Genomic DNA, 21313 nt, shown 5'->3' with positions numbered 1-21313 from the left:
ATAGATTTTTGATGTGCGAAATTATTTTGACATTTATCTTTAGCCTAAAATAAAGCATATTCTCATACAAAGGTGAAGAGTTCTCTTTTTTGTAAATGTTTAATGATATGATTAAGTTGGGGAATAGCCATAATACGCAAAACTATTCAAATGGGCCAAATAATGTTAGGAAAAGAAAAAAATTCTTGCATAACAAAATTACTATAAGCTTTTACATCTATGATAATTATGTCAATCTATAATGGATATGAATATTGGTATAAAAGCGGGAAGAGAAATTAAAATTCAAAATAATGATAGAAAGTTCCTATTTTCTAAGAATCATCATCCTTGTTTATGATGAAAAAGCACTAGTTGTCCTCTCCAAAGTTGTTATTGATGAGCTTTTCAAGAGCATTAAGAGCATCTGTTGCTTCTGGTCCTGAAACACGAATGGTGAGGTTGCAACCGGATGAAGCCGCTAGCATCATAAGTCCCATAATTGATGATCCGCCAACAATTTTTCCATCCTTTTCAACTTCAACAGTAACATTAAAATTGTCAACAGTTTGTACAAATTTTGCAGAAGCACGTGCATGCAACCCACGTTTATTACAGATATTGAAATGACGACTTATACATGGGAGGGTATCTTTGGAAAACATTGGTATTTTATTATCCGCTATAAAGTCATACTTGGTACATTAATATATTTACGCCCTGCTTCTTGTGCTATTCTTAACGCGTCTGATAATGAAATATCAGGACATTTGCGAATAGAAATCAGTTTAATAAGCATGGGCAAATTAACACCGGCAATCATTTCAACGCGTCCTTTTTCAATAGCAGGAATAGCTATATTTGATGGTGTTCCACCGAACACATCTGTTAATATGATGACGCCATGATCCGTATCTGTATCGGTTACTGCGGCTATAATATCACCTCGGCGCTGATCTATATCGTCATCGGGATAAACGCATATTGTTGCGAACTTTTCTTGTACTCCAACAACATGTTCCACGGCATGTAAAAATTCGACAGCCAGCTCACCGTGCGTTACAAGCACGAGTCCAATCATTTACGCAAACTCCTGTTAACTAATAAGACCCAACCATAGTTGGTGGGAAAGACATTGTACAAGGCTTTATCTTGCTGCCAAGAAAAATTTGCAAAAAAAAGGCAAAAATTGTGATTTTTTTATCTTTAGAAAAAAATTAGACAGATTTTTGCCATATTTTTCTAAACAAAAATGCTTCAATAGCTTGACAAATGGCTGTACAATCGGCTTCACGAAGAGAGGGAAGTTTTAAAAGAGGAATGTGCAAATTTTCAAATTGAAAAGTTTTATTTGTGGAAAAACGTTCATATTCCGGACCGAGAAAAATAACACAATCGATAGTTGTGTGCTTTTCAAATTCTATCATATAAAGACCAACGCCACGAATCTCGATGCCGCCCTCTAAATTATCAGGAGTGTATCCGTGAAGCTTTCCATTTTCCGCACGCAACATTGTATAATCATCACTGATAAGCTTCGCTTCACGTTTTGACCACTCAGCGCGGTCAAGCAAAGAAAGGGTGAGGGTTGATTTTCCTGAACCCGATGGACCTATAATTAACAGCCCCTTGCCGCCTAGTTGAAGGCAATTTGCGTGGAGTATTTCACATTTTGTTTTCATGTCTTTTACTTTGGATAAAAGATTTATTTAGCAAGCGGAAGCATAATAGTAAAACGTGCACCAGTTTTACACTTCCCAAGTGTAGGATCAATAATATTTTCGGCTGTAATTGTCCCATTATGAGCTTCGATGATTTGCCGACTAATAGAAAGGCCAAGTCCAGAGTTTTGCCCAAAAGCATCTTCATTTGGTCGATCTGTGTAAAAACGTTCAAAAATGCGTTCAATATTTTCTGAACGAATACCTGGGCCATTATCTTCAATGGTTAAAATAAGGGTTGAAGCATGACTTTTCATAGTAATGCAAATTTTGCCACGATTCCAAGGAATAAAAGAGCGCGCATTTTCAAGAAGATTTGAAATCACTTGCCCTAAACGGAGTTCATGTCCCAATACAAGATAGGCTTTTCCATGAGGACGTGGGACAATATTAAGGCTTATATCAATGGTTTGCGTATTACGATACACTTCCTGAACAGCATGAACAAGACTTTCCAAAAGCGGTGTCATATCAACAATCTCTGCGGTTTCTCGTGCAAGCTCTGCATCGAGCCGCGATGCATCAGAAATATCTGTAATCAACCGATCAAGGCGGCGCACATCATGTTGAATGATTTCCAGCAATTTCTCTTGTGCTTCTTCATTTTTAGCCAGAGGGAGCGTTTCAACAGCACTGCGTAGAGAGGTGAGAGGATTTTTTAATTCGTGGCTTACATCCGCAGCAAAGCGTTCAATGGCTTCAATACGCATATAAAGGGCGTTGGTCATATCACGAATAGAAGTTGAAAGGTGACCAATTTCATCTTCACGCATTGAAAAATCAGGAATTTCTACACGCTGATTATTGCCATTACGCACTCGATTAGCCGAGGCAGATAATTTACTTAATGGATGGGCAATCGTATGGGCCAAAAAGAGAGAAAGAACCAAAAGTACGCTACCTACAACGGCAAAAACTTTAAAGATAACCAGTCTTTCTCCCTTTACAATGTTATCAATATCGGAACCCGTGGTTGAAAGAAGAAGAGCTCCAACCACTGCGCGATAGCGTTGAACAGGAACGGCAACAGAAACAATTAATTGCCCTTGTCTGTTGCGTCTTTTAGCCGTAGCAAGAGATCCGTTTAATGCGCGGTACACTTCTGGATAAGCAATACCACTGGTTTTTGTTTGTTCTCTGTCAAGAGCAATACCTTTGCCATAAAATGCGCTTGAATACCATGAAGTAAGGCGATCCCACATGTTTTGTTCTGTTTTAAGTGGGGGTAAATCATAACTAAAAACTTCTCCACTAGAATAAAGAACGCGCGAATCAAGAAGGAGAGTAGCATCACGATCATAGATACGTGCTCTTGTTGTTTTAGGTGTAATAAGACGCCGTAAAAGAGGGGCAACTTGCTCAGGGTTAATAGGAAAATCCCAAGAATCGGTTGATTGAGGGGCGGGTGTAACGCTTTCACCAGTCTGTAACTCTAAGAGTTTTTGGGGGTCAATGAGGATAGAATTTGTATCTACTGTTGCAGAAGCAGCAATAGCCCCAGCAATAATTTTTCCTTGGGTACATAAACTTTTAATTTTTGCTTCAATTAAACCATCGCGAAATTGGTTAAGGTATAAAATTCCTGTAACTAAAACGGCAAGAGCAGCAATGTTTAATATAACAATGCGACGTGTAAGGCTGGAAAAAAGCAATTGTCTAAAGAGACGTTGTGTTCGAAGATGCAAACGAGCAAACATAAGAAATGGCGTTGAGGATGTACCATTAACGGTTGTTTTTTGTAAAGTTTCCAGTTGAGAATTGTCTGTCATCGATTTGATTGCCGTTCAAATTTTTGCGACAAAATAGTTTTATACCTCGTGGAAACGATAACCTACACCATAAAGTGTTTCAATCATTGCAAAATCATCATCCACTTGTTTAAACTTTTTACGCAGACGTTTAATGTGACTATCAATGGTGCGATCATCTACGTAGACTTGATCACTATAAGCAGCATCCATTAAAGCATCACGACTTTTTACAACTCCTGGTCTTTGTGCTAAGGTTTGCAGAATCAAAAATTCCGTAACGGTTAAAATAACAGGTTTATCTTTCCATGTACAGGTGTGGCGTTCTTGATCCATCACAAGATCTCCACGTTTGAGAGAAGAGGTGGAAGAAGTTCCTGTAGCAAGCGGTTGGTTACGTGCATTAGAACGGCGTAAAATAGCTTTCACGCGTTCAATAAGAAGACGTTGGGAGAAAGGTTTCGTAATAAAATCATCAGCTCCCATTTTGAGACCAAATAATTCATCAATTTCATCATCTTTAGAGGTAAGAAAAATAACTGGAAGATCAGATTTTTGACGCAAACGACGCAAGAGTTCCATCCCATCCATTCTGGGCATTTTAATATCAAAAATAGCTAAGTGTGGAGGGTGAAGTGTGAGACCCTTGAGTGCAGATGCTCCATCTGTATAGCTTTCAACCCGATATCCTTCTGTCTCAAGCGCAAAAGACAAAGATGTCAAAATATTGCGATCATCATCAACAAGTACAATCGTTTGCGTGATTGTTGGTGTATCTTTCATGGTTTCTTAGACCTTTCTATTGCTGTGGTAGCAAATTACCCACACTTATTTATATGGGAGTTCATATTTTTTTTGCAAAACAAATATGATACAAATTGTAGCAAAGTAAAAAACCTTTTGTCATTACTGTAAAATCTTGTTTTGCTTTCATAATTTATAATGTTTCTACGTCGATTAAGATCCCTTCATTTGAGAGAAAATTTTCATAAAGGCTTTTTTTATCAAGGTTTATTACAAAGTTTATTATTGTCCTTGTTCCATAATTGAACAGGTATAGTTTTGATTGTTGAAGTTTAGAAAATCTGCCTATGTGTTTTAAGAGCAAAGAAAAGAATGTGGCAATATATGCACAAAAATTTGTTTCTGCTACACGAAAGGAGGTCGTAATGGGATTTTTTAATTTTATTAAAACTGTAGGGGAAAAGTTAGGTATTGGGGACCATGAACCAAAAGAAAAGGATTTTAAAAGAGCATTTGATCATTTTCAACTCGGTACAGAAAAAGTAAATATTCAAGTTGAAGACGGTAAAGCTATTTTAAGCGGTGAAGTTCCAGACAGGGAAACACTTGAAAAAGCACTGCTGGTTGTTGGCAATACACAAGGTATCTCTTCTGTAGATGTTGATCAATTAAAGGTCATAGATACAACGCCTAGAAAAACTTCTCGCTTTTATGAGGTTAAATCGGGTGATAATCTTTGGAAGATTGCTGAAGAGGTTTATGGAAAAGGGCAAGGTAATAAAAACACATTTATTTTTGAAGCCAATAAGCCAATGCTAAAATCTCCCGATAAAATTTATCCTGGACAAGTTTTACGTATTCCTGAAATTGACCATAGTTAATTCATCAAAGGGGATAATTTTTTACTGATGGCATTAAACAAAAAATAAAGAAGCGTAAAAAAAATTCACGCTTCTTATAAAGTGTGTATTTATAATAAAAGGAGCTTAGTGAACAAGAGAGGATTTAGAAGGTGATGGTGCTTTCATAGCGTTTACAGAGAAATCAACATCAATGGTTCCTGCTTTCTCAAATGTCAATTTTGCGCTAATTTTATCACCTAACTTGAATGGTTTTGAAATCCCCATAAACATAATATGATCACCGCCAGGCTTAAGCGTGATTTCTCCATTTCCAGGAATTTCAATGCCATTGTGCATTTTTTCCATTTTCATAATATCATTAACGACAGCCATAGAGTGTATCTCTGTTGTTTTTACTCCGTTTGTGGAAATAGCAACCAAACGGTCTGGGGTATTACTGTGATTAATAATGTAGAGATAACCGCTACCAACTCTTATACCTCTAGGTGTTTCGCGTGTCCAAGGATTGAGAATTTCTATGTCGCCAAGTTTATATTGCTGAGCACTTGCAGGCAGGGTTATACCAGCAAAGAGAAGAGCACACACGATATTTATGATAACCTTATTGTATGGATATTGTGTATGTATTATATTCTTAAAGATGAGATTTGTTATTTTCTTAATAATAGATATCATCATTGATTTACCCTCCTTCATAAGATTCACACTTTGAATATTTTTTATTTTAGCAGAGCTTTTGTTTAAAATAAAAGAAAGAAATGCTAAAATGAAATTGATTTGAATATGAGAATAAAAATCATAGAATTCTTGGATTTTAAAAGAAGACAGTAAGGTTTACAATGACAACACACCTCTCAATGCTTCCGTGTTCATCTCATAAATAGTATTTGTAAATGGTATAAAATCTATGATGCATCACTATTTTACTTAATGAAGATATAATACAAAACAATCATCAACCACTTTACCAATTTTAATATTATGACAGCTTTTGGCGTTTTAAAGCGTTTATACAGAGGCGTTTTTATATATTTTTAAAGTTCAAAATTATACAGTTAAGAAAAAACGCTTTAGGTGAGTTTAAAGCACAGCTTTCAAATAGCCGCAAACAATGAGACCGTTAGAAAGAGAATTTTTGAAAGGAGATCGATAGATAATGCCTTTACGGATGTGAGCATTAGATATGATGACTATGTTAGTCCAAGGAAAATTTATAATATTCGTGATATAAATTATTCGCCTTTTAAAAAGCTTTTATGGAAGTATGATTTTATCAATGATGAGAAGATCAAGAGCGAGAGTGCAATCACTCTTTTTATTTTTTTAATTTTTATAGAAAAATATATTTGTTGAGAATTGCAAGAAAAATATATTATGATCTCAAGTCTCTCATAAATATGGTATTTATGGGTCATTAGAGTGCCTATTTTAAAATAAATTTTTTATTTTGGAGATGTTTCTCTCATTATTCTCTTGTAGCAATAAAAGCCTGTTCTTATATACGAGGCAGCAAGGCTTGTTGCGACTTGCAGTTTATTATTTATTTATGTTGCTTGAAGCAATATACGGGCTTTAGGTGTTATGAGGAGCTATCTTAAAAAGATGCTTTATGAAGGTTGAGGTAGCTTGCTGAATGGAGATTATAATATGGCAAAAGTAATTGGTATTGATTTGGGGACAACGAACTCTTGTGTGGCTGTTATGGATGGCAAAAACGCAAAAGTTATTGAAAACTCAGAAGGAGCGCGAACAACACCTTCGGTTGTTGCCTTTACTGATGGGGGGGAGCGGCTTGTTGGGCAGCCTGCTAAACGGCAGGCGGTGACAAATCCTGAAGGGACAGTTTTTGCAGTTAAACGTTTGATAGGGCGCCGTTTTGATGACCCTATGGTTGAAAAAGATAAAGCACTTGTTCCTTATAAAATTGTTAAAGGTGACAATGGTGATGCATGGGTTGAAGAAGCGGGTAAGAAATATTCTCCATCACAAATTTCAGCTATGATTTTGCAAAAGATGAAGGAAACAGCAGAATCTTATCTTGGTGAAAAAGTTGAACAAGCGGTTATTACGGTTCCTGCTTATTTTAATGATGCACAACGTCAAGCTACGAAAGACGCGGGTAAAATTGCTGGACTTGAAGTTTTAAGGATTATTAATGAGCCAACTGCTGCTGCTTTAGCTTATGGTTTGGACAAAAAAGACGGAAAGACAATAGCTGTTTACGACCTTGGTGGTGGTACATTTGATATTTCAGTCCTTGAAATTGGAGATGGCGTTTTTGAAGTTAAATCAACCAATGGGGATACGTTTTTAGGGGGTGAAGACTTTGATATGCGCCTAGTTGGTTATTTTGCAGATGAATTCAAAAAAGAGCAAGGAATTGATCTGAAAAATGATAAATTAGCTTTACAGCGCTTAAAAGAAGCGGCAGAAAAAGCAAAGATTGAGCTTTCTTCGTCACAGCAAACAGAAATCAATTTACCATTTATCACGGCAGATCAATCAGGTCCCAAGCACTTAACAATGAAATTGACTCGGGCAAAATTTGAATCTCTCGTTGATGATTTAGTGCAGCGTACCATCGAGCCTTGTAAAGCTGCGTTGAAAGATGCTGGATTAAAGGCTGGTGAAATTGACGAAGTTGTTTTAGTAGGTGGTATGACACGTATGCCCAAGATTCAGCAAGTTGTGCAGAGCTTTTTTGGCAAGGATCCCCACAAAGGCGTTAATCCTGATGAAGTGGTCGCAATGGGTGCTGCCATCCAAGGCGGTGTATTGCAAGGCGATGTCAAAGACGTTTTGTTGTTAGATGTAACGCCTTTATCTTTGGGCATTGAAACCTTGGGTGGGGTTTTCACACGCCTTATTGAGCGCAATACCACTATCCCAACAAAAAAATCGCAAGTTTTTTCAACCGCTGATGATAACCAGAATGCTGTAACGATTCGCGTTTTCCAAGGTGAACGGGAAATGGCAAGTGATAATAAGTTATTGGCTCAATTTGATCTTGTTGGTATTCCTCCAGCACCACGTGGTATACCTCAAATTGAAGTTACTTTTGATATCGATGCGAATGGTATTGTTAATGTTTCGGCCAAAGATAAGGGAACAGGGAAAGAGCATCAAATTCGTATTCAGGCATCAGGTGGTTTAAGTGATGCTGATATTGAAAAAATGGTAAAGGATGCAGAAGAGCATGCGGCTGAGGATAAAAAACGCCGTGAAGGTGTTGAAGCTAGAAATCAAGCGGAGGCTCTTATTCATTCAACTGAAAAATCGCTCAATGAATATGGCGATAAAGTATCAGCTGAAGAAAAGGGACAGATTGAAACAGCAATATCTGATTTGAAATCTGCGCTTGAAGGAAGTGATACGGAAGAAGTAACAACAAAGATGCAAAAATTAGCAGAAGTCAGTATGAAGCTTGGACAGGCTATGTACGAAGCCTCACAAGCAGCGAGCGCTGATACTGAAACAGAGACAAAGAATGATGATGTTGTCGATGCTGATTTTGAAGAAGTTAATGATAAGAAGAAATAGTGTCAGCATATGTGTTGATTAATTTATAAACCCGGCCTTTGAAATATAAGGCTGGGCTTTATTATTTGAGATAAGTTGCAACTTTGTTGCTAAAAATATAAATTAAAAGCAATATTATCCATAAAGATGGATGACAGAAAAACTATCAGGAATACATGATGAAGGTTGACTATTATGAAATTCTTGGCGTGACTCGTGAATGCGATGATAAAAAGTTGAAATCTGCTTTTCGTAAGTTGGCAATGCAATATCATCCTGATCGAAACGCGGGGGATAAAGAGGCAGAGCGAAAATTCAAAGAAATTGGCGAAGCCTATGAAGTTCTTAAAGACCCCCAGAAGCGTGCTGCTTATGACCGGTTTGGCCATGCGGCCTTTGAAAATAGTGGTGGTCAAGGGGGAGCAAATCCCTTTAGCGGTTTTGCTGCTGGTGGTGGATTTGCGGATATTTTCGAAGACTTTTTTGGTGAGATTATGGGAGGGACACACCGTAAGCGTGGTGATAGTCGCGAACGTGGTGCAGATTTGAGTTATAATATGGAAGTGACTTTAGAAGAGGCATTTTCAGGAAAAACTGCAGAAATTAATATTCCCAGTTCCGTCACGTGTGATGTTTGTGAAGGATCAGGGGCGAGAAAAGGCTCTAAGCCGCAAGTTTGTGGAACATGTCATGGCTCTGGTCGTGTGCGTGCAGCACAAGGTTTCTTTTCTATTGAGCGAACATGTCCTTCATGTCATGGACGTGGTGAAACTATTACGGATCCATGCCCCAAGTGTCAGGGAACACGGCGTATAGAGAAGAAACGTTCATTGAGCGTAAATGTTCCAGCTGGTATTGAAGATGGAACGCGTATTCGCCTTTCTGGTGAGGGTGATGCTGGTCTTCGTGGTGGTCCCAATGGTGATCTTTATATTTTCCTTTCCATTAAACCGCATGAGTTTTTTCAGCGAGAAGGAGCAGATCTTCACTGTCGCGTTCCTATTTCAATGGTAACAGCTGCTTTAGGAGGAGAGTTTGAAGTTTCTGACCTTGATGGTGTTAAAGCACGCGTTAAGATTCCAGAAGGGACACAAAATGGATGTCAATTCCGCCTTAAAGGCAAAGGTATGCCCATGTTGCGCCGTCAGCAAGCAAGGGGTGATCTTTACATCCATATCACGATTGAGACACCGCAGAAATTAACGCAAGAACAACGTGAATTGTTGCAAAAATTTGAAAAGCTCTCAAATCATGAGAATTCACCGCAATCACATGGTTTTTTTTCACGTATGAAAGAATTTTTTGAAAATCTTTCTGGTTAAAATATGTGAATATTCTCAAAATAATTAGAGAGAACTGTGGGAAAGTTATTTTCATTAAGCTTTCTATTGTCTCATAATCTTTAAAAAGAAAAGAGAGAGACAGCTAATTTAGGATAAACTCCTGTTGCTGATAGTTTTTATATTTCATGTGTTTTATGGATAAGTCTTATTTTTGAATGTCTATGACATTTTAAAAAGGGCTTATCCATATAAGAACGCAATTGAGTGATTGATAATAAATATTGCTAGTGTCATGATAAACGCCTTTATGCATTCAGTATTTTTTGTATTTATTTTTTTACTCAAAATTTCTTTTTAAAGGCCCTATAACAAAACTGTAAAATAGGTAGAAGCTTGCCAAGAAACGCTAAATAAGCTGTTAGGCAAACCATCTTATTTCAAATAAAGTATCAACTTCTTATAACCGATTTTATTTTTGGCATTTTTCATAGTTTTAATCACTGCTTCCTTTAAAATAAGGGTTATTTTATTCGGAATAGCTTTTACATGCCTCATCTCAGCTTTTAGCAGTAATCATGTCTTTTTAAATGCGGATTTAGTTTTGTATTTCTGATGTCAAAAATACTTCTTTCAGATAATAAAAAAACGCTATAATCAGATTTATTTTGTTCCAAAGAAATTATGAAATAGGATAATGCATGTTGAATACTAAAGAAGACATAACAAAATATGTCTTGAGATGCTTGATGCATCTCTCTTTTGGAGAAACAGATTTCATGGGATTCACCTAGTTGAATTTATTGGCATGATAAAAATTTGGTGGTGAGAAAGGGGGAGGTACTTTAGAAAAGAAAAAATAAATACAATAAAAATAGCACAATATGCTTAGAAAATAGCACGATATATTATTGAAATTGATGAGTGATATTTCATAAAATAATACAATTAAAACAATACATTAATAGAATTAAAAAATTCTAAAAAACATTGAATAATTCAAGTATGTATCGCTATGCAGAAAGAAAAAATTATTGACAGATCATGAAAATGAGAAATTTTATCAAATCTTACGAAGAGAGTAATCTAAACAATTAAATGCTTTTACAAAGATGCTTCTGAAGAGCTATCGCAATAAAATCACAATATATGATAATTTTGCAAAGCCTTTTTTCGATTTTACGATATAAAAAGATAAATTATTATGATTCTTCATAAGGAGCGTTCAGTTGATATTTTTTCATGTTTAATGATTGAAAAAAGTCAAATTTTTAAAACCAAAGTTATAGTTTATTGAGATAAACTATAAAGTGGTTGATCGATTTCTTAGCTTGGTAATATGTTAATTTTATTATTATAAGAAACTTTATTTTTATCTTACAAAATCAATGGTTGTATATATTCTTATTCATTGTTAAGTATCCATAGGGATAAACTAATGAGTTAAATATACAGCGTAGCTTAAAAAATTTGCTTTTCAATTTTATATATAAGATCATAAAATAATGACGTTTTTTTACGCCTATTTTGTTTAATTTTTTGCTGTCAATTTTTAAAGGACGTTTTTTGTGTTTCATCTTCGTAAATTAAAAGAAAATTGACGATTTTCAGGGGGATGGATAGAGTAAAGCTTGGTTTTATTGTTTTCACTTTTCCTAAATTTCATTAAGAGATGGTAAAAAGTGATGAGGAGGGCTCTATTGATGGATGATGCTAAAAACGATGATGTAGATGTTTTGGAAAAACAAGCAGCATTTTTATCGTCTGCTTTACCTTATATGCAAAAATATGAAAATGAAACGGTCGTGGTAAAATATGGCGGCCATGCTATGGGTGATCCTGCTTTGGGACGAGCATTTGCGCGTGATATTGCTCTATTAAAGCAATCGGGGATTAATCCTGTTGTTGTTCATGGTGGTGGGCCTCAAATTGCTAAAATTTTAATGAAAATGGGGATTGAATCACGATTTGAAAACGGATTACGGGTAACCGATGAGCGGATCGTTGAAGTGGTTGAAATGGTTTTAGCGGGTTCCATAAATAAAGAAATTGTTGCTCTCATCAATGCTGAGGGTGAATGGGCAATAGGATTATGCGGCAAGGATGGCAATATGGTTTTTGCCGAAAAGGCTTATAAAACTGTTATTGATCCTGATTCGCATATTGAACGTGTTTTAGATTTGGGGTTTGTTGGTGAGCCTGTTGAAGTTGACCGCACATTGCTAGATCTTTTAGCATGTTCTGAAATGATACCGGTTCTTGCTCCTGTAGCTCCAGGACGCGATGGTAAAACTTATAATATTAATGCTGATATTTTTGCTGGAGCTATTGCTGGTGCATTAGAGGCTAAACGCCTTTTATTTCTCACTGATGTTCCTGGTGTTTTGGATAAACAGGGTAAACTTTTAAAAGAATTGACAGTTTCTGAAGCTGAGAAATTTATTAAAAATGGGACAATTTCAGGAGGGATGATTCCAAAAGTAGAGACTTGTATAAAAGCCCTTCAAAATGGCGTGGAAGGTGTTGTCATTTTAAATGGTAAAACTCCTCATTCTGTTTTACTAGAGCTGTTTACCGAACAGGGAGTTGGAACGCTTATTGTTTCATAAATTGTGAGGAAAATTGGAAGAGAAAGTTTTTCATGGTGAGTCTAAAACAGTTTAAATATCCTTTATTAAGTAAGCCAGAATTGGCAATATTTACTGCGACAATATTGTGGGGCATTACATTTTTAGTCATTCACATTGCGGTACGCTATAGCGGTCCTCTGTTTTTTGTTGGATTTCGTTTTATTGTTGCATCTCTTATATGTGGGGTAGTTTTTTGGCGCTCTATAAAAGGGATAACTGTTTATGAAGTTTTCGCTGGGATGGCGATTGGTTTAGCCATGTTTTTGGGTTATGCTTTTCAAGCAGCTGGACTTCAAACGATTATTAGTAGTCAGTCGGCTTTTATCACAGCGCTTTATGTACCTATGGTTCCAATTTTGCAATGGATTGCTTTTAAAAAACCTCCCCGTTTAGCTTGTTGGATTGGCATTATTTTCGCTTTTATTGGGCTTGTATTTATTTCAGGACAAAAGCCGGGAAATTTTGATTTTTCAAAAGGCGAAATTTTAACTTTGTTAGGCGCTTTAGCGATTGCAGCAGAAGTTATACTCATCGGAATTTTTGCCAATAAGGTTGATAGTCGGCGTGTGACCATTATTCAGTTATTTTTTAGTGGTTTTTTTTCATTTGCTTGTATGCCTTTGATGGGAGAAAGCATTCCTGAATTTTCGTGGGTTTGGTTTAATATTGGTATAGGATTGGCATTAATGAGTGCCATCATTCAATTAGCTATGAATTGGGCACAAAAGTCTATTTCCCCTACGCGTGCGACACTCATTTACGCAGGTGAACCGGTATGGGCTGGTATTGTTGGGCGTTTGGCTGGAGAACATTTATCTCCCTTAGCTTTATTGGGCGGTTTGCTTATTCTGATTGGAATCATTGTGGCTGAATTACAACCTTCACAATGGCGTAAAAAAAATAAAGCAATTAAAAAAATTGATTAGCTATACATTTTTTTATTATGATTTTATTGCATGAGCTTTTTGCTTATAGAGTTTTCATTTTTGGAGCTTTTTTAATATTCAGATGATTAAGAAGTTCTATAAGTTATTCCAGCTTTTGCATACCAAATTGGAGAAATAGTATGCTTCTATCTGTTTGTCTGATTTCTGAACCGAGCAGACAACCTTCATTGAGCCAAAGCATGAGGTGATATAAAGGTAAAAATTAACGCTCATCTTTAAATTCGGCTTTAACAACTTTCAAAAACATCTACGGTAATGTTTTTGAATAATGAAAATTACGCACTGTCGCACGTTATTTCTTTTGTCCTTTAATAGAGTTACGCTTCTCACGCAAAATAGAACGCCCAAAGTATCCCCATAACGTTGTACATTAAAGCGTTTTTTTAAAGATAATTTTCTCAATATACATTATATTCATTGACGGTTTGCATGAAGTATAGAAAAACCACAGAGCATCATCATTTTACTTAAAATAAAAGGCACGAGCATTTTCTTTATCTGTTCTCAATATTACGATAGCTTTTGGCATTTTGAAAGAGAGAGGTATTTTTACTCATTTCTTAAACGTTTTTATCCATACACTAGCTCTGTTTTATAATGGGGGAGCAAAAAATTTATTGATTCATTATGAGAAGATTTAAAATGAGAGAAGCTCGCGATATTCAGAGCTTTAATTTAAATTGCAAAACAATAAACGATCATTATAAATCAATGCGTTATCCAATGAATCGAAGAGGATTGGTGTGTTTTATATTGAATGGAGGAAGGAAGGAGTTGTATAAAAAGTATATAAAACATCACTCAATAGAGCATATTTCTAAAGTTTTAAAAATTGAGAAGAAACTCTCTCGATATTCATGTTATTTTATATAAGATTGCTAAAAAAGCAGATTATTGCGTACAAATAAAAAAGCATTTCTTACGAATTTTATTGCAATCCTAAGTGATATATACGCCTATCATATAAATATGATAATACATTGATTTATAATGATAATATAGCATTATTTACATTGAATTAGAACCTTGAATACTGTAAAACTTTCTCACGTCAAATCATTTTCATGTTAAATCAATCCAAATCACTTGCTTACACGTCACAAGTGAATGAGTGGGGGGCATGTGGGTAAAGACTGTGCAAGAAAAGTATATCTCTGATAAACTTTTTCAAGTGTAAAGGATCGTCGCAATATTGGAGATTAGCAAAGTATGTGATGGTACTGGCTTATTACAGCATATGAGTCATCAAACAAGATGTGAAAAGATCATTTTAGGACCTTTTGTATTTAATTTCGCAAACAAAAGCCTTATTGTTTAGGCTATGAGAAGTTGTGTTTTGAGAAGCTTTTTTGGTTTATATTCTTTTGTAAGGAGCTAGAGCATAATTGGTCTTTGCGTTTTGTATTATTCTTTGCTAAATCGCCTTATATGACAGTAGATCGTAATTATATTCGTAATTTTTCCATCGTGGCGCATATTGATCACGGCAAATCCACTTTAGCTGATCGTTTGATTCAAATAACAGGTGGGCTTGATACACGTGAGATGAAAGAACAAGTACTCGATTCCATGGATATTGAGCGTGAACGTGGAATTACTATTAAAGCACAAACGGTACGTTTACGCTATAAAGCCAAGAATGGTGAGACCTATATTTTAAATCTTATGGATACACCTGGTCATGTGGATTTTGCTTATGAGGTTTCGCGTTCACTGGCAGCTTGTGAAGGCTCTCTTTTGGTGGTGGATGCAAGCCAGGGTGTAGAGGCGCAGACGTTAGCAAATGTTTATCAAGCCATTGATAATTCCCATGAGTTGGTTGTTGTTCTCAATAAGGTTGATCTTCCAGCAGCAGAACCTGAGCGAGTTAAAGAACAAATTGAAGATGTGATAGGCATTGATACATCTCAAGCAGTAGAAATATCAGCAAAAACAGGTTTGGGTGTTCCTGATGTTTTGGAGGCAATTGTTGCACAATTACCACCTCCACGTACAGGCGATGTTGCAAATCCCTTGAAAGCAATGCTGGTTGATAGCTGGTATGATGCATATCTTGGTGTCATTGTTTTGGTACGGGTGATAGATGGTATTTTAAAAAAAGGCCAAACCATTCGTATGATGGGTACAGGTGCAAAATATCCAGTTGAGCGCGTTGGGGTTTTTACACCTAAAATGGTACAGGTTGATGAGTTAGGACCAGGCGAGATTGGTTTTATCACTGCTTCTATCAAAGAGGTAGCAGATACACGGGTTGGGGATACGATTACTGAAGAGCGCCGTCCTTGTGAAAATGCTTTACCTGGTTTTAAGCCTGCGCAACCGGTTGTTTTTTGTGGGCTTTTTCCAATTGATGCTGCTGATTTTGATGATTTGCGTGCAGCCATGGGCAAATTACGCTTAAATGATGCGAGTTTTTCTTTTGAAATGGAAACATCTGCGGCTTTGGGGTTTGGTTTTCGCTGTGGCTTTTTAGGACTTCTGCATCTTGAAATTATTCAAGAGCGATTAGAGCGTGAGTTTAATTTGGATTTAATTGCGACAGCACCTTCAGTTGTTTATCGCATGAATATGAATGATGGTTCTGTTAAAGAGTTACATAATCCAGCGGATATGCCTGATGTGGTTAAAATTTCTTCCATAGAAGAACCATGGATTCGAGCGACAATCATGACTCCTGATAATTATCTTGGGTCAATTTTAGAGCTATGCCAAGAGCGGCGCGGGGTACAGGTTGGGTTATCCTATGTTGGAACCCGTGCTATGGTAACGTATGATTTACCACTGAATGAAGTTGTTTTTGATTTTTATGATCGGCTAAAATCAATCTCCAAGGGTTATGCTTCTTTTGATTATCAAATGACAGATTATGCAGAAGGTGATTTAGTTAAAATGTCTATTTTGGTGAATGGAGAGCCTATTGATGCATTATCGATGCTTGTTCACCGCACGATTGCAGAAAAGCGCGGGCGTTCAATGTGCGAAAAACTGAAAGATCTTATTCCTCAGCATATGTTTCAGATTCCAGTTCAAGCGGCTATTGGTGGTAAAGTTATAGCGCGCGAAACGATTCGTGCTTTGCGTAAAGATGTAACAGCGAAATGTTACGGGGGTGATGTTACGCGTAAGCGCAAACTTTTGGAAAAGCAAAAAGAAGGCAAAAAGCGGATGCGCCAATTTGGAAAAGTAGAAATTCCACAATCGGCATTTATTCAAGCGCTCAAAATGAACAAATAATGAAAAAAGGAGTATTTTCCTTCATTAATTGTGTTTTGCTTTTGTCGGTTGGTTCCGTTGTTCAAGAGTGCTTTTTAATGGAAATTGCGCAATATTCACACTTTTGGGTATAGTGTTTTTCATTGTGTCATGTTGCTCACGTAAAACAGAATGCTTTAAACAAAATACGTTTGTGTTGCATATTTGTGCACTTGTTTCAAAGAAACATTTCTCAATACATCAAACTCCATTTCACAACGGGGACTGTAACAAAATATAATGTAAAATACACTGTGAATGATATAAAATCCATTTGGCATTACCGCCTTTACGCGTCAGAAAGGCGCAAAGCGCACCCATTATACTCTTTTTCAGCTCAAAATATTATGACAGTCCTTATCACTTGAGAGAATTCATTAAAGGTATTTACTCTATTTCTTAAAGTATTTTTTGCCTACACACCAACTGTGTTTGTAACGAGCAAGGAAATGATAGTGATTGATTCACTATGAAAGGATTTAAAATGAGAGAATCCTTGTATTCGAGGTTATTATTCAAGTTAAAAAACGAGTAAATATTATTATGCATTAATCTTGTGTCTAAGAACGTAAAAGATCATTAATGGATGTTTTTTCTCGTGTTTTTTGATCAACGCGTTTTACAATAACAGCACAATAAAGGTTTGGGCCTGCTTCACCATTTGGTAAAGGTTTTCCGGGGAGAGAACCTGGTACAACCACTGAATAGGCTGGTACTTCACCAATAAAAATTTCACCTGTTGTACGATCAATAATCTTTGTTGATTTTCCAATAAAGACTCCCATTCCCAAAACAGCACCTTCACGGATAATACAGCCTTCAACAATTTCAGAGCGCGCACCGATAAAGCAATGATCTTCAATGATGGTTGGATTTGCTTGCAGTGGTTCTAAAACACCTCCAATACCAACACCGCCAGAAAGATGGACATGTTTACCAATTTGTGCACAAGAACCAACGGTGGTCCATGTATCAACCATTGTGCCCTCATCAATAAAAGCACCAAGATTGACAAAGGATGGCATCAATATAACGTTTGGTGCAATGTAAGCAGAATGGCGCACAATGGCTCCAGGAACGGAACGGAAATTAGCACTTTTAAAATCTGCTTCTTGCCAACCAGAGAATTTTGAAGGAACTTTATCCCACCAATGTGTTCCATTTACACCACCGGCAATAATTTGCATAGGGTTAAGCCGAAAAGAGAGCAAAACAGCTTTTTTCAACCATTGATGAACATGCCATTGTCCGTTTTTTTGTCGTTCTGCGACGCGAATTGCACCTTTATCGAGAAGATTCAATGCGTGTTCGACACTCTCACGAATTTCACCTTTTGTGGTAGTATCAATAGAATCACGATCATCAAATGCTTTTTCGATAATGATTTCAAGTTGTGTGAGATTGATCATGAACATAGTTCCGTTAAACAAGTTGAAAGCTTCAAGATTTATTCTCTATGACTTACGCGAAGAAATGTTTTCAGTCAATAAAACGATGAGGAAGTAGGACAGGTGCATGAAAAAAGGCTGTAAAGAAAAAAGAAAAAGGGAGCAAGAAAACTGGACACCACTTCTCCATGCGAAGGATACGCTACAACAAATCCATAAAGTCTCTAATTCAGTACAGGTGCGTTCGTCTACTTATCGTTTAGCCTATATCGATCAAGAGTTTATGATGCGTCCAGAGTTGCGCTCACAACGTATTAGTCTTGAATTTTTAAAGCCGGAAATAACCCTTAAAGAATATAATATTCAATCAACAGTTGTTTTGTTTGGTGGTGCGCGTATTCCTGAACCTGGGCAAGCAGCGTGGGCTGCAAAGAATGAAACACAAAAGAAAAATTTGCGTGCTATGTCATATTATTACGATGAAGCAAGAGAGTTTGCACGTTTGTGCTCACTCTATTCTGCTACGACACAATATCGTGAATTTGTAGTTATTACAGGGGGCGGACCAGGGATCATGGAGGCGGGAAATCGTGGTGCTTGTGATGTTGGTGCTCCAACAATTGGCTTGAATATTATTTTACCACATGAGCAAGAGCCTAATTCGTATGTTTCGCCGCATTTGTGTTTTAATTTTCACTATTTGGGGATACGAAAAATGCATTTTTTATTACGGGCGAAAGCATTAGCCATTTTTCCTGGAGGATTTGGGACTCTGGATGAACTGTTTGAAACGTTAACTTTAATACAGACGGAGCGTATGAAACAGGTACCAATTTTATTGTTTGGCAAAGAATTTTGGAGCAATGCTATCAACTTTGAGTATTTGTCTGCACAAGGTACGATCTCTCCCAGTGATGTTAATTTTATGAAATTTGTCAATACAGCAGCAGAAGCGTTTGAAGAAATTCGTTCTTTTTATAAGCTGCCTTAACAGTTTTGAGGCGTTAACTCTTGAAGGATAATTAATATTCCACTTTGGTTAAATAAAGTCCTGAAGGGGGGGCAACAACACCACAACGTTTACGATCTTTAGCGTGAAGAGCTGCTTCAAGATCTTGAGCTGTCCAACGTCCAATACCCACTTCCATGAGGCTTCCTGCAAATGAACGGATTTGATGATGAAGAAAAGAACGAGCTTGCGCATAAAGAAAAATTTCTTCACCTTCTCTTTGAATATCGAGACGTTCAAGGGTGCGAATAGGGCTTTGGGCTTGGCAATGTGCTGAACGGAAAGTGGTAAAATCATGTTTTCCTACAAGTTTTTGCGCAGCTTCATGCATGGCTTCAGCATTAAGAAGCTTTGGTATCCACCATACGCGTTTGGCATTTAGAGCTGGTGGAGAGCGGCGATTGAGAATTTTAAAAAGATAATGGCGCTTTACAGCGGAAAATCGTGCATCAAAGTCATCAGGGACATTTTGTACGTTTAAGATTGAAATCGCTTCTCCCTGTTTACGTAAAAGAGCATTGAGCGCGTCACGCACAGTATGGGGGGGCCAGTTTTTTATGAAATCAACATGGGCAACTTGTCCCGTAGCATGTACTCCTGCATCCGTTCGTCCTGCTGTTGTTATGGTTAATTGTTGTCCACTGAAGCAAAAAATCGCTTGTTCAAGAGCTCCTTGTATCGTGTGAAGTTCTGCTTGACGCTGCCAACCAGCATAATTTGAACCATCATATTCAAGAGTGAGTTTAAAACGTGGCATCTTAAAAAACAGCAGAAATATGAGCGCCTCGCAAAAATGTTGCGCACTCAAGAATTTTACCGCCAGATCTTTGTAGAGAGGTTATTTCTATCCGTCCTTGCCCACAATGGATAATCAAAGAATCTGGTTCTATCCGTCCAATTTCAAGAGAAGGACCTGTTGTTAAGCGACTTTCAAGAATTTTTACACGTTCTTCTCGTCCACCGATATTCATATTGCACCAGCAACTAGGAGAGGGAGAGAGCGCGCGAATATGCCTATGAATAAACTCTGCAGGTTTTGTCCAATCAATGCGGGTCTCTTCTTTTCTAATTTTGGCCGCATAGGTAATGCCTTCCTCTGATTGTGGGGTCAGTTTAAGTTGTCCTTTTTCAAGAGTTGATAAAGTCTCTACCATAAGTTCTGCGCCAATATGTGAAAGTCTGTTTGAAAGCTCAGCAGTGGTGGTGTTATCAGTAATGGGGATGGAGCGAGAAAGAGCGATAGGCCCCGTATCAAGTCCTTCATCCATTTTCATGATCATGATACCTGTTTCTTTATCACCAGCCATAATTGCTCGTTGAATAGGCGCAGCACCACGCCAACGTGGTAAGAGTGAAGCGTGGGCATTAAAACAACCAAAACGCGGTGCTTCGAGAATAGCTTTAGGTAAAAGGAGTCCATAAGCCACCACAATAGCAGCATCAACAGAAAGTGCTGCAAATTTCTCTTGTTGTTCGGCTGTTTTAAGTGTTTGAGGCGTAAAGATAGGAATAGATTTTTCTTCTGCTGCGGTGTGAACAGCTGAGGGGATTAATTTCAGCCCCCGACGTCCTGCTGGACGAGGAGGTTGACTATAAACAGCAACAACATCATGACCAGCATCCAATAAAGCATGCAAAATGGGAACAGAAAAATCTGGTGTTCCCATAAAACTTAACCGTAATGCCATTACAAAACTGCTTCCTGCATGTTTTTTTCTTTTGCGCGTTTTTTAAATTTTCGTATCACCATATCGCGTTTGATCTTTGAAATGTAATCAATAAAAAGGCGCCCATCTAAATGATCAATTTCATGCTGCAAGCAAGTCGCCAAGAGATCATCTGCTTCAATTTCTATCTGCTTTCCTTCACGATCTTGATAGCGAACACAAAGGCGTTTAGGACGTTCCACTTCTGCAAAATAGTCAGGAATAGAAAGACAACCCTCTTTATAAATATTACGCTCATCTGAAAGCCATAAAATTTCAGGGTTGATAATAACAAGTGGTTTTTTCTGCTCATCTTCAGAATTTCCAGAGACATCTATAACCAACATACGTATTGGTATACCAATTTGAATAGCAGCAAGACCAACGCCCTTAGCATTATACATGGTTTCCAACATATCATCCGCAAGTTTTTGGAGAGCTGAATCAACCCGCTCAACGGGTTTGGACACTTCCCGTAAAATCGGATCAGGTAAAGTAACTAAAGATCTCATTGGCATAAGTAGAGA

At 37.2% G+C, this 21313-nt stretch carries 17 protein-coding genes; 7 read left to right on the top strand and 10 right to left on the bottom strand.

The annotated features are described in order from the left end of the window. Positions 1 to 350: 350 nt before the first annotated feature. From ACFILW_RS01300 to ACFILW_RS01280, 5 genes are all read right to left on the bottom strand, one after another. Positions 351 to 644, bottom strand: a complete 294-nt coding sequence (locus ACFILW_RS01300) for an HPr family phosphocarrier protein (RefSeq protein WP_375622011.1) — start codon at positions 642 to 644, stop codon at positions 351 to 353. A 17-nt stretch (positions 645 to 661) separates the two neighbouring features. Continuing rightward, positions 662 to 1060 (bottom strand): PTS sugar transporter subunit IIA, encoded by a 399-nt coding sequence (locus tag ACFILW_RS01295; RefSeq protein ID WP_273722416.1) that lies wholly within the window; start codon positions 1058 to 1060, stop codon positions 662 to 664. Positions 1061 to 1196: 136 nt separating this feature from the next. After that, on the bottom strand, positions 1197 to 1661 hold the full coding sequence (locus ACFILW_RS01290; RefSeq protein ID WP_273722417.1) for an HPr kinase/phosphatase C-terminal domain-containing protein: 465 nt from the start codon (positions 1659 to 1661) through the stop codon (positions 1197 to 1199). Positions 1662 to 1684: 23 nt separating this feature from the next. Beyond that, positions 1685 to 3469, bottom strand: coding sequence for a stimulus-sensing domain-containing protein (locus tag ACFILW_RS01285; protein ID WP_375622010.1), 1785 nt, complete (start codon positions 3467 to 3469; stop codon positions 1685 to 1687). 39 nt (positions 3470 to 3508) lie between these two features. Beyond that, positions 3509 to 4231: a response regulator transcription factor gene (locus ACFILW_RS01280; RefSeq protein WP_375622009.1), complete on the bottom strand. Its 723-nt coding sequence runs from the start codon at positions 4229 to 4231 to the stop codon at positions 3509 to 3511. A 386-nt stretch (positions 4232 to 4617) separates the two neighbouring features. Here ACFILW_RS01280 and lysM point away from each other — a divergent pair, with 386 nt between their 5' ends. Next, positions 4618 to 5073, top strand: a complete 456-nt coding sequence (gene lysM, locus ACFILW_RS01275; protein WP_375622008.1) for a peptidoglycan-binding protein LysM — start codon at positions 4618 to 4620, stop codon at positions 5071 to 5073. A gap of 105 nt (positions 5074 to 5178) precedes the next feature. Here lysM and ACFILW_RS01270 read toward each other — a convergent pair whose 3' ends face one another. Next, positions 5179 to 5733, bottom strand: coding sequence for a copper chaperone PCu(A)C (locus ACFILW_RS01270; protein WP_375622134.1), 555 nt, complete (start codon positions 5731 to 5733; stop codon positions 5179 to 5181). 969 nt (positions 5734 to 6702) lie between these two features. Between ACFILW_RS01270 and dnaK the strand changes: the two genes are divergently transcribed. The 5 genes from dnaK (at position 6703) to lepA (ending at position 16665) form a co-directional block, all read left to right on the top strand. Next, the gene (gene dnaK / locus ACFILW_RS01265) at positions 6703 to 8595 is read left to right on the top strand and encodes a molecular chaperone DnaK (RefSeq protein ID WP_375622007.1); all 1893 of its coding nucleotides are present in this window, start codon (positions 6703 to 6705) and stop codon (positions 8593 to 8595) included. 158 nt (positions 8596 to 8753) lie between these two features. Then, positions 8754 to 9896 carry a molecular chaperone DnaJ gene (dnaJ, locus tag ACFILW_RS01260; RefSeq protein ID WP_375622006.1) on the top strand — a complete coding sequence of 381 codons (1143 nt, stop codon included), beginning with the start codon at positions 8754 to 8756 and terminating at the stop codon, positions 9894 to 9896. A gap of 1661 nt (positions 9897 to 11557) precedes the next feature. After that, entirely contained in the window at positions 11558 to 12463 is a 906-nt protein-coding gene (gene argB, locus ACFILW_RS01255) for an acetylglutamate kinase (RefSeq protein WP_375622005.1), read from the top strand. A gap of 32 nt (positions 12464 to 12495) precedes the next feature. Beyond that, on the top strand, positions 12496 to 13410 hold the full coding sequence (locus ACFILW_RS01250; protein ID WP_375622004.1) for a DMT family transporter: 915 nt from the start codon (positions 12496 to 12498) through the stop codon (positions 13408 to 13410). Positions 13411 to 14859: 1449 nt separating this feature from the next. Next, the gene (lepA, locus tag ACFILW_RS01245; RefSeq protein ID WP_375665335.1) at positions 14860 to 16665 is read left to right on the top strand and encodes a translation elongation factor 4; all 1806 of its coding nucleotides are present in this window, start codon (positions 14860 to 14862) and stop codon (positions 16663 to 16665) included. Positions 16666 to 17243: 578 nt separating this feature from the next. Here lepA and dapD read toward each other — a convergent pair. Further along, positions 17244 to 18092, bottom strand: a complete 849-nt coding sequence (gene dapD / locus ACFILW_RS01240) for a 2,3,4,5-tetrahydropyridine-2,6-dicarboxylate N-succinyltransferase (protein WP_375614320.1) — start codon at positions 18090 to 18092, stop codon at positions 17244 to 17246. A gap of 106 nt (positions 18093 to 18198) precedes the next feature. Between dapD and ACFILW_RS01235 the strand changes: the two genes are divergently transcribed. After that, positions 18199 to 19062: an LOG family protein gene (locus ACFILW_RS01235; RefSeq protein ID WP_375622002.1), complete on the top strand. Its 864-nt coding sequence runs from the start codon at positions 18199 to 18201 to the stop codon at positions 19060 to 19062. A gap of 31 nt (positions 19063 to 19093) precedes the next feature. Here the strand turns inward: ACFILW_RS01235 and truA are convergent, their stop codons facing one another. Genes truA through def form a run of 3 tightly spaced genes read right to left on the bottom strand, consistent with a single transcriptional unit; the run spans position 19094 to position 21304 of the window. Then, entirely contained in the window at positions 19094 to 19837 is a 744-nt protein-coding gene (truA, locus tag ACFILW_RS01230) for a tRNA pseudouridine(38-40) synthase TruA (protein ID WP_375684949.1), read from the bottom strand. Between the two features lies 1 nt (position 19838). Next, positions 19839 to 20768, bottom strand: coding sequence for a methionyl-tRNA formyltransferase (gene fmt, locus ACFILW_RS01225; protein WP_375622000.1), 930 nt, complete (start codon positions 20766 to 20768; stop codon positions 19839 to 19841). After that, positions 20768 to 21304 (bottom strand): peptide deformylase, encoded by a 537-nt coding sequence (def, locus tag ACFILW_RS01220; protein ID WP_375684948.1) that lies wholly within the window; start codon positions 21302 to 21304, stop codon positions 20768 to 20770. The genes fmt and def overlap by 1 nt, the downstream gene beginning before the upstream one ends. Between the last annotated feature and the right edge of the window lie 9 nt (positions 21305 to 21313).

The sequence above is a fragment of the Bartonella sp. TT110JLCBS genome, from assembly GCF_042193405.1.
In the GTDB taxonomy this organism is placed as follows: domain Bacteria; phylum Pseudomonadota; class Alphaproteobacteria; order Rhizobiales; family Rhizobiaceae; genus Bartonella.
This window is presented reverse-complemented; position numbering and strand designations above follow the sequence as displayed.

Bases quoted from the DNA above. Each gene is read 5' to 3' on its own strand.
- ACFILW_RS01300 (WP_375622011.1), bottom strand. From the start codon at position 644: ATGTTTTCCAAAGATACCCTCCCATGTATAAGTCGTCATTTCAATATC.
- ACFILW_RS01295 (WP_273722416.1), bottom strand. From the start codon at position 1,060: ATGATTGGACTCGTGCTTGTAACGCACGGTGAGCTGGCTGTCGAATTT.
- ACFILW_RS01290 (WP_273722417.1), bottom strand. From the start codon at position 1,661: ATGAAAACAAAATGTGAAATACTCCACGCAAATTGCCTTCAACTAGGC.
- ACFILW_RS01285 (WP_375622010.1), bottom strand. From the start codon at position 3,469: ATGACAGACAATTCTCAACTGGAAACTTTACAAAAAACAACCGTTAAT.
- ACFILW_RS01280 (WP_375622009.1), bottom strand. From the start codon at position 4,231: ATGAAAGATACACCAACAATCACGCAAACGATTGTACTTGTTGATGAT.
- lysM (WP_375622008.1), top strand. From the start codon at position 4,618: ATGGGATTTTTTAATTTTATTAAAACTGTAGGGGAAAAGTTAGGTATT.
- ACFILW_RS01270 (WP_375622134.1), bottom strand. From the start codon at position 5,733: ATGATGATATCTATTATTAAGAAAATAACAAATCTCATCTTTAAGAAT.
- dnaK (WP_375622007.1), top strand. From the start codon at position 6,703: ATGGCAAAAGTAATTGGTATTGATTTGGGGACAACGAACTCTTGTGTG.
- dnaJ (WP_375622006.1), top strand. From the start codon at position 8,754: ATGAAGGTTGACTATTATGAAATTCTTGGCGTGACTCGTGAATGCGAT.
- argB (WP_375622005.1), top strand. From the start codon at position 11,558: ATGGATGATGCTAAAAACGATGATGTAGATGTTTTGGAAAAACAAGCA.
- ACFILW_RS01250 (WP_375622004.1), top strand. From the start codon at position 12,496: ATGGTGAGTCTAAAACAGTTTAAATATCCTTTATTAAGTAAGCCAGAA.
- lepA (WP_375665335.1), top strand. From the start codon at position 14,860: ATGACAGTAGATCGTAATTATATTCGTAATTTTTCCATCGTGGCGCAT.
- dapD (WP_375614320.1), bottom strand. From the start codon at position 18,092: ATGATCAATCTCACACAACTTGAAATCATTATCGAAAAAGCATTTGAT.
- ACFILW_RS01235 (WP_375622002.1), top strand. From the start codon at position 18,199: ATGAAAAAAGGCTGTAAAGAAAAAAGAAAAAGGGAGCAAGAAAACTGG.
- truA (WP_375684949.1), bottom strand. From the start codon at position 19,837: ATGCCACGTTTTAAACTCACTCTTGAATATGATGGTTCAAATTATGCT.
- fmt (WP_375622000.1), bottom strand. From the start codon at position 20,768: ATGGCATTACGGTTAAGTTTTATGGGAACACCAGATTTTTCTGTTCCC.
- def (WP_375684948.1), bottom strand. From the start codon at position 21,304: ATGCCAATGAGATCTTTAGTTACTTTACCTGATCCGATTTTACGGGAA.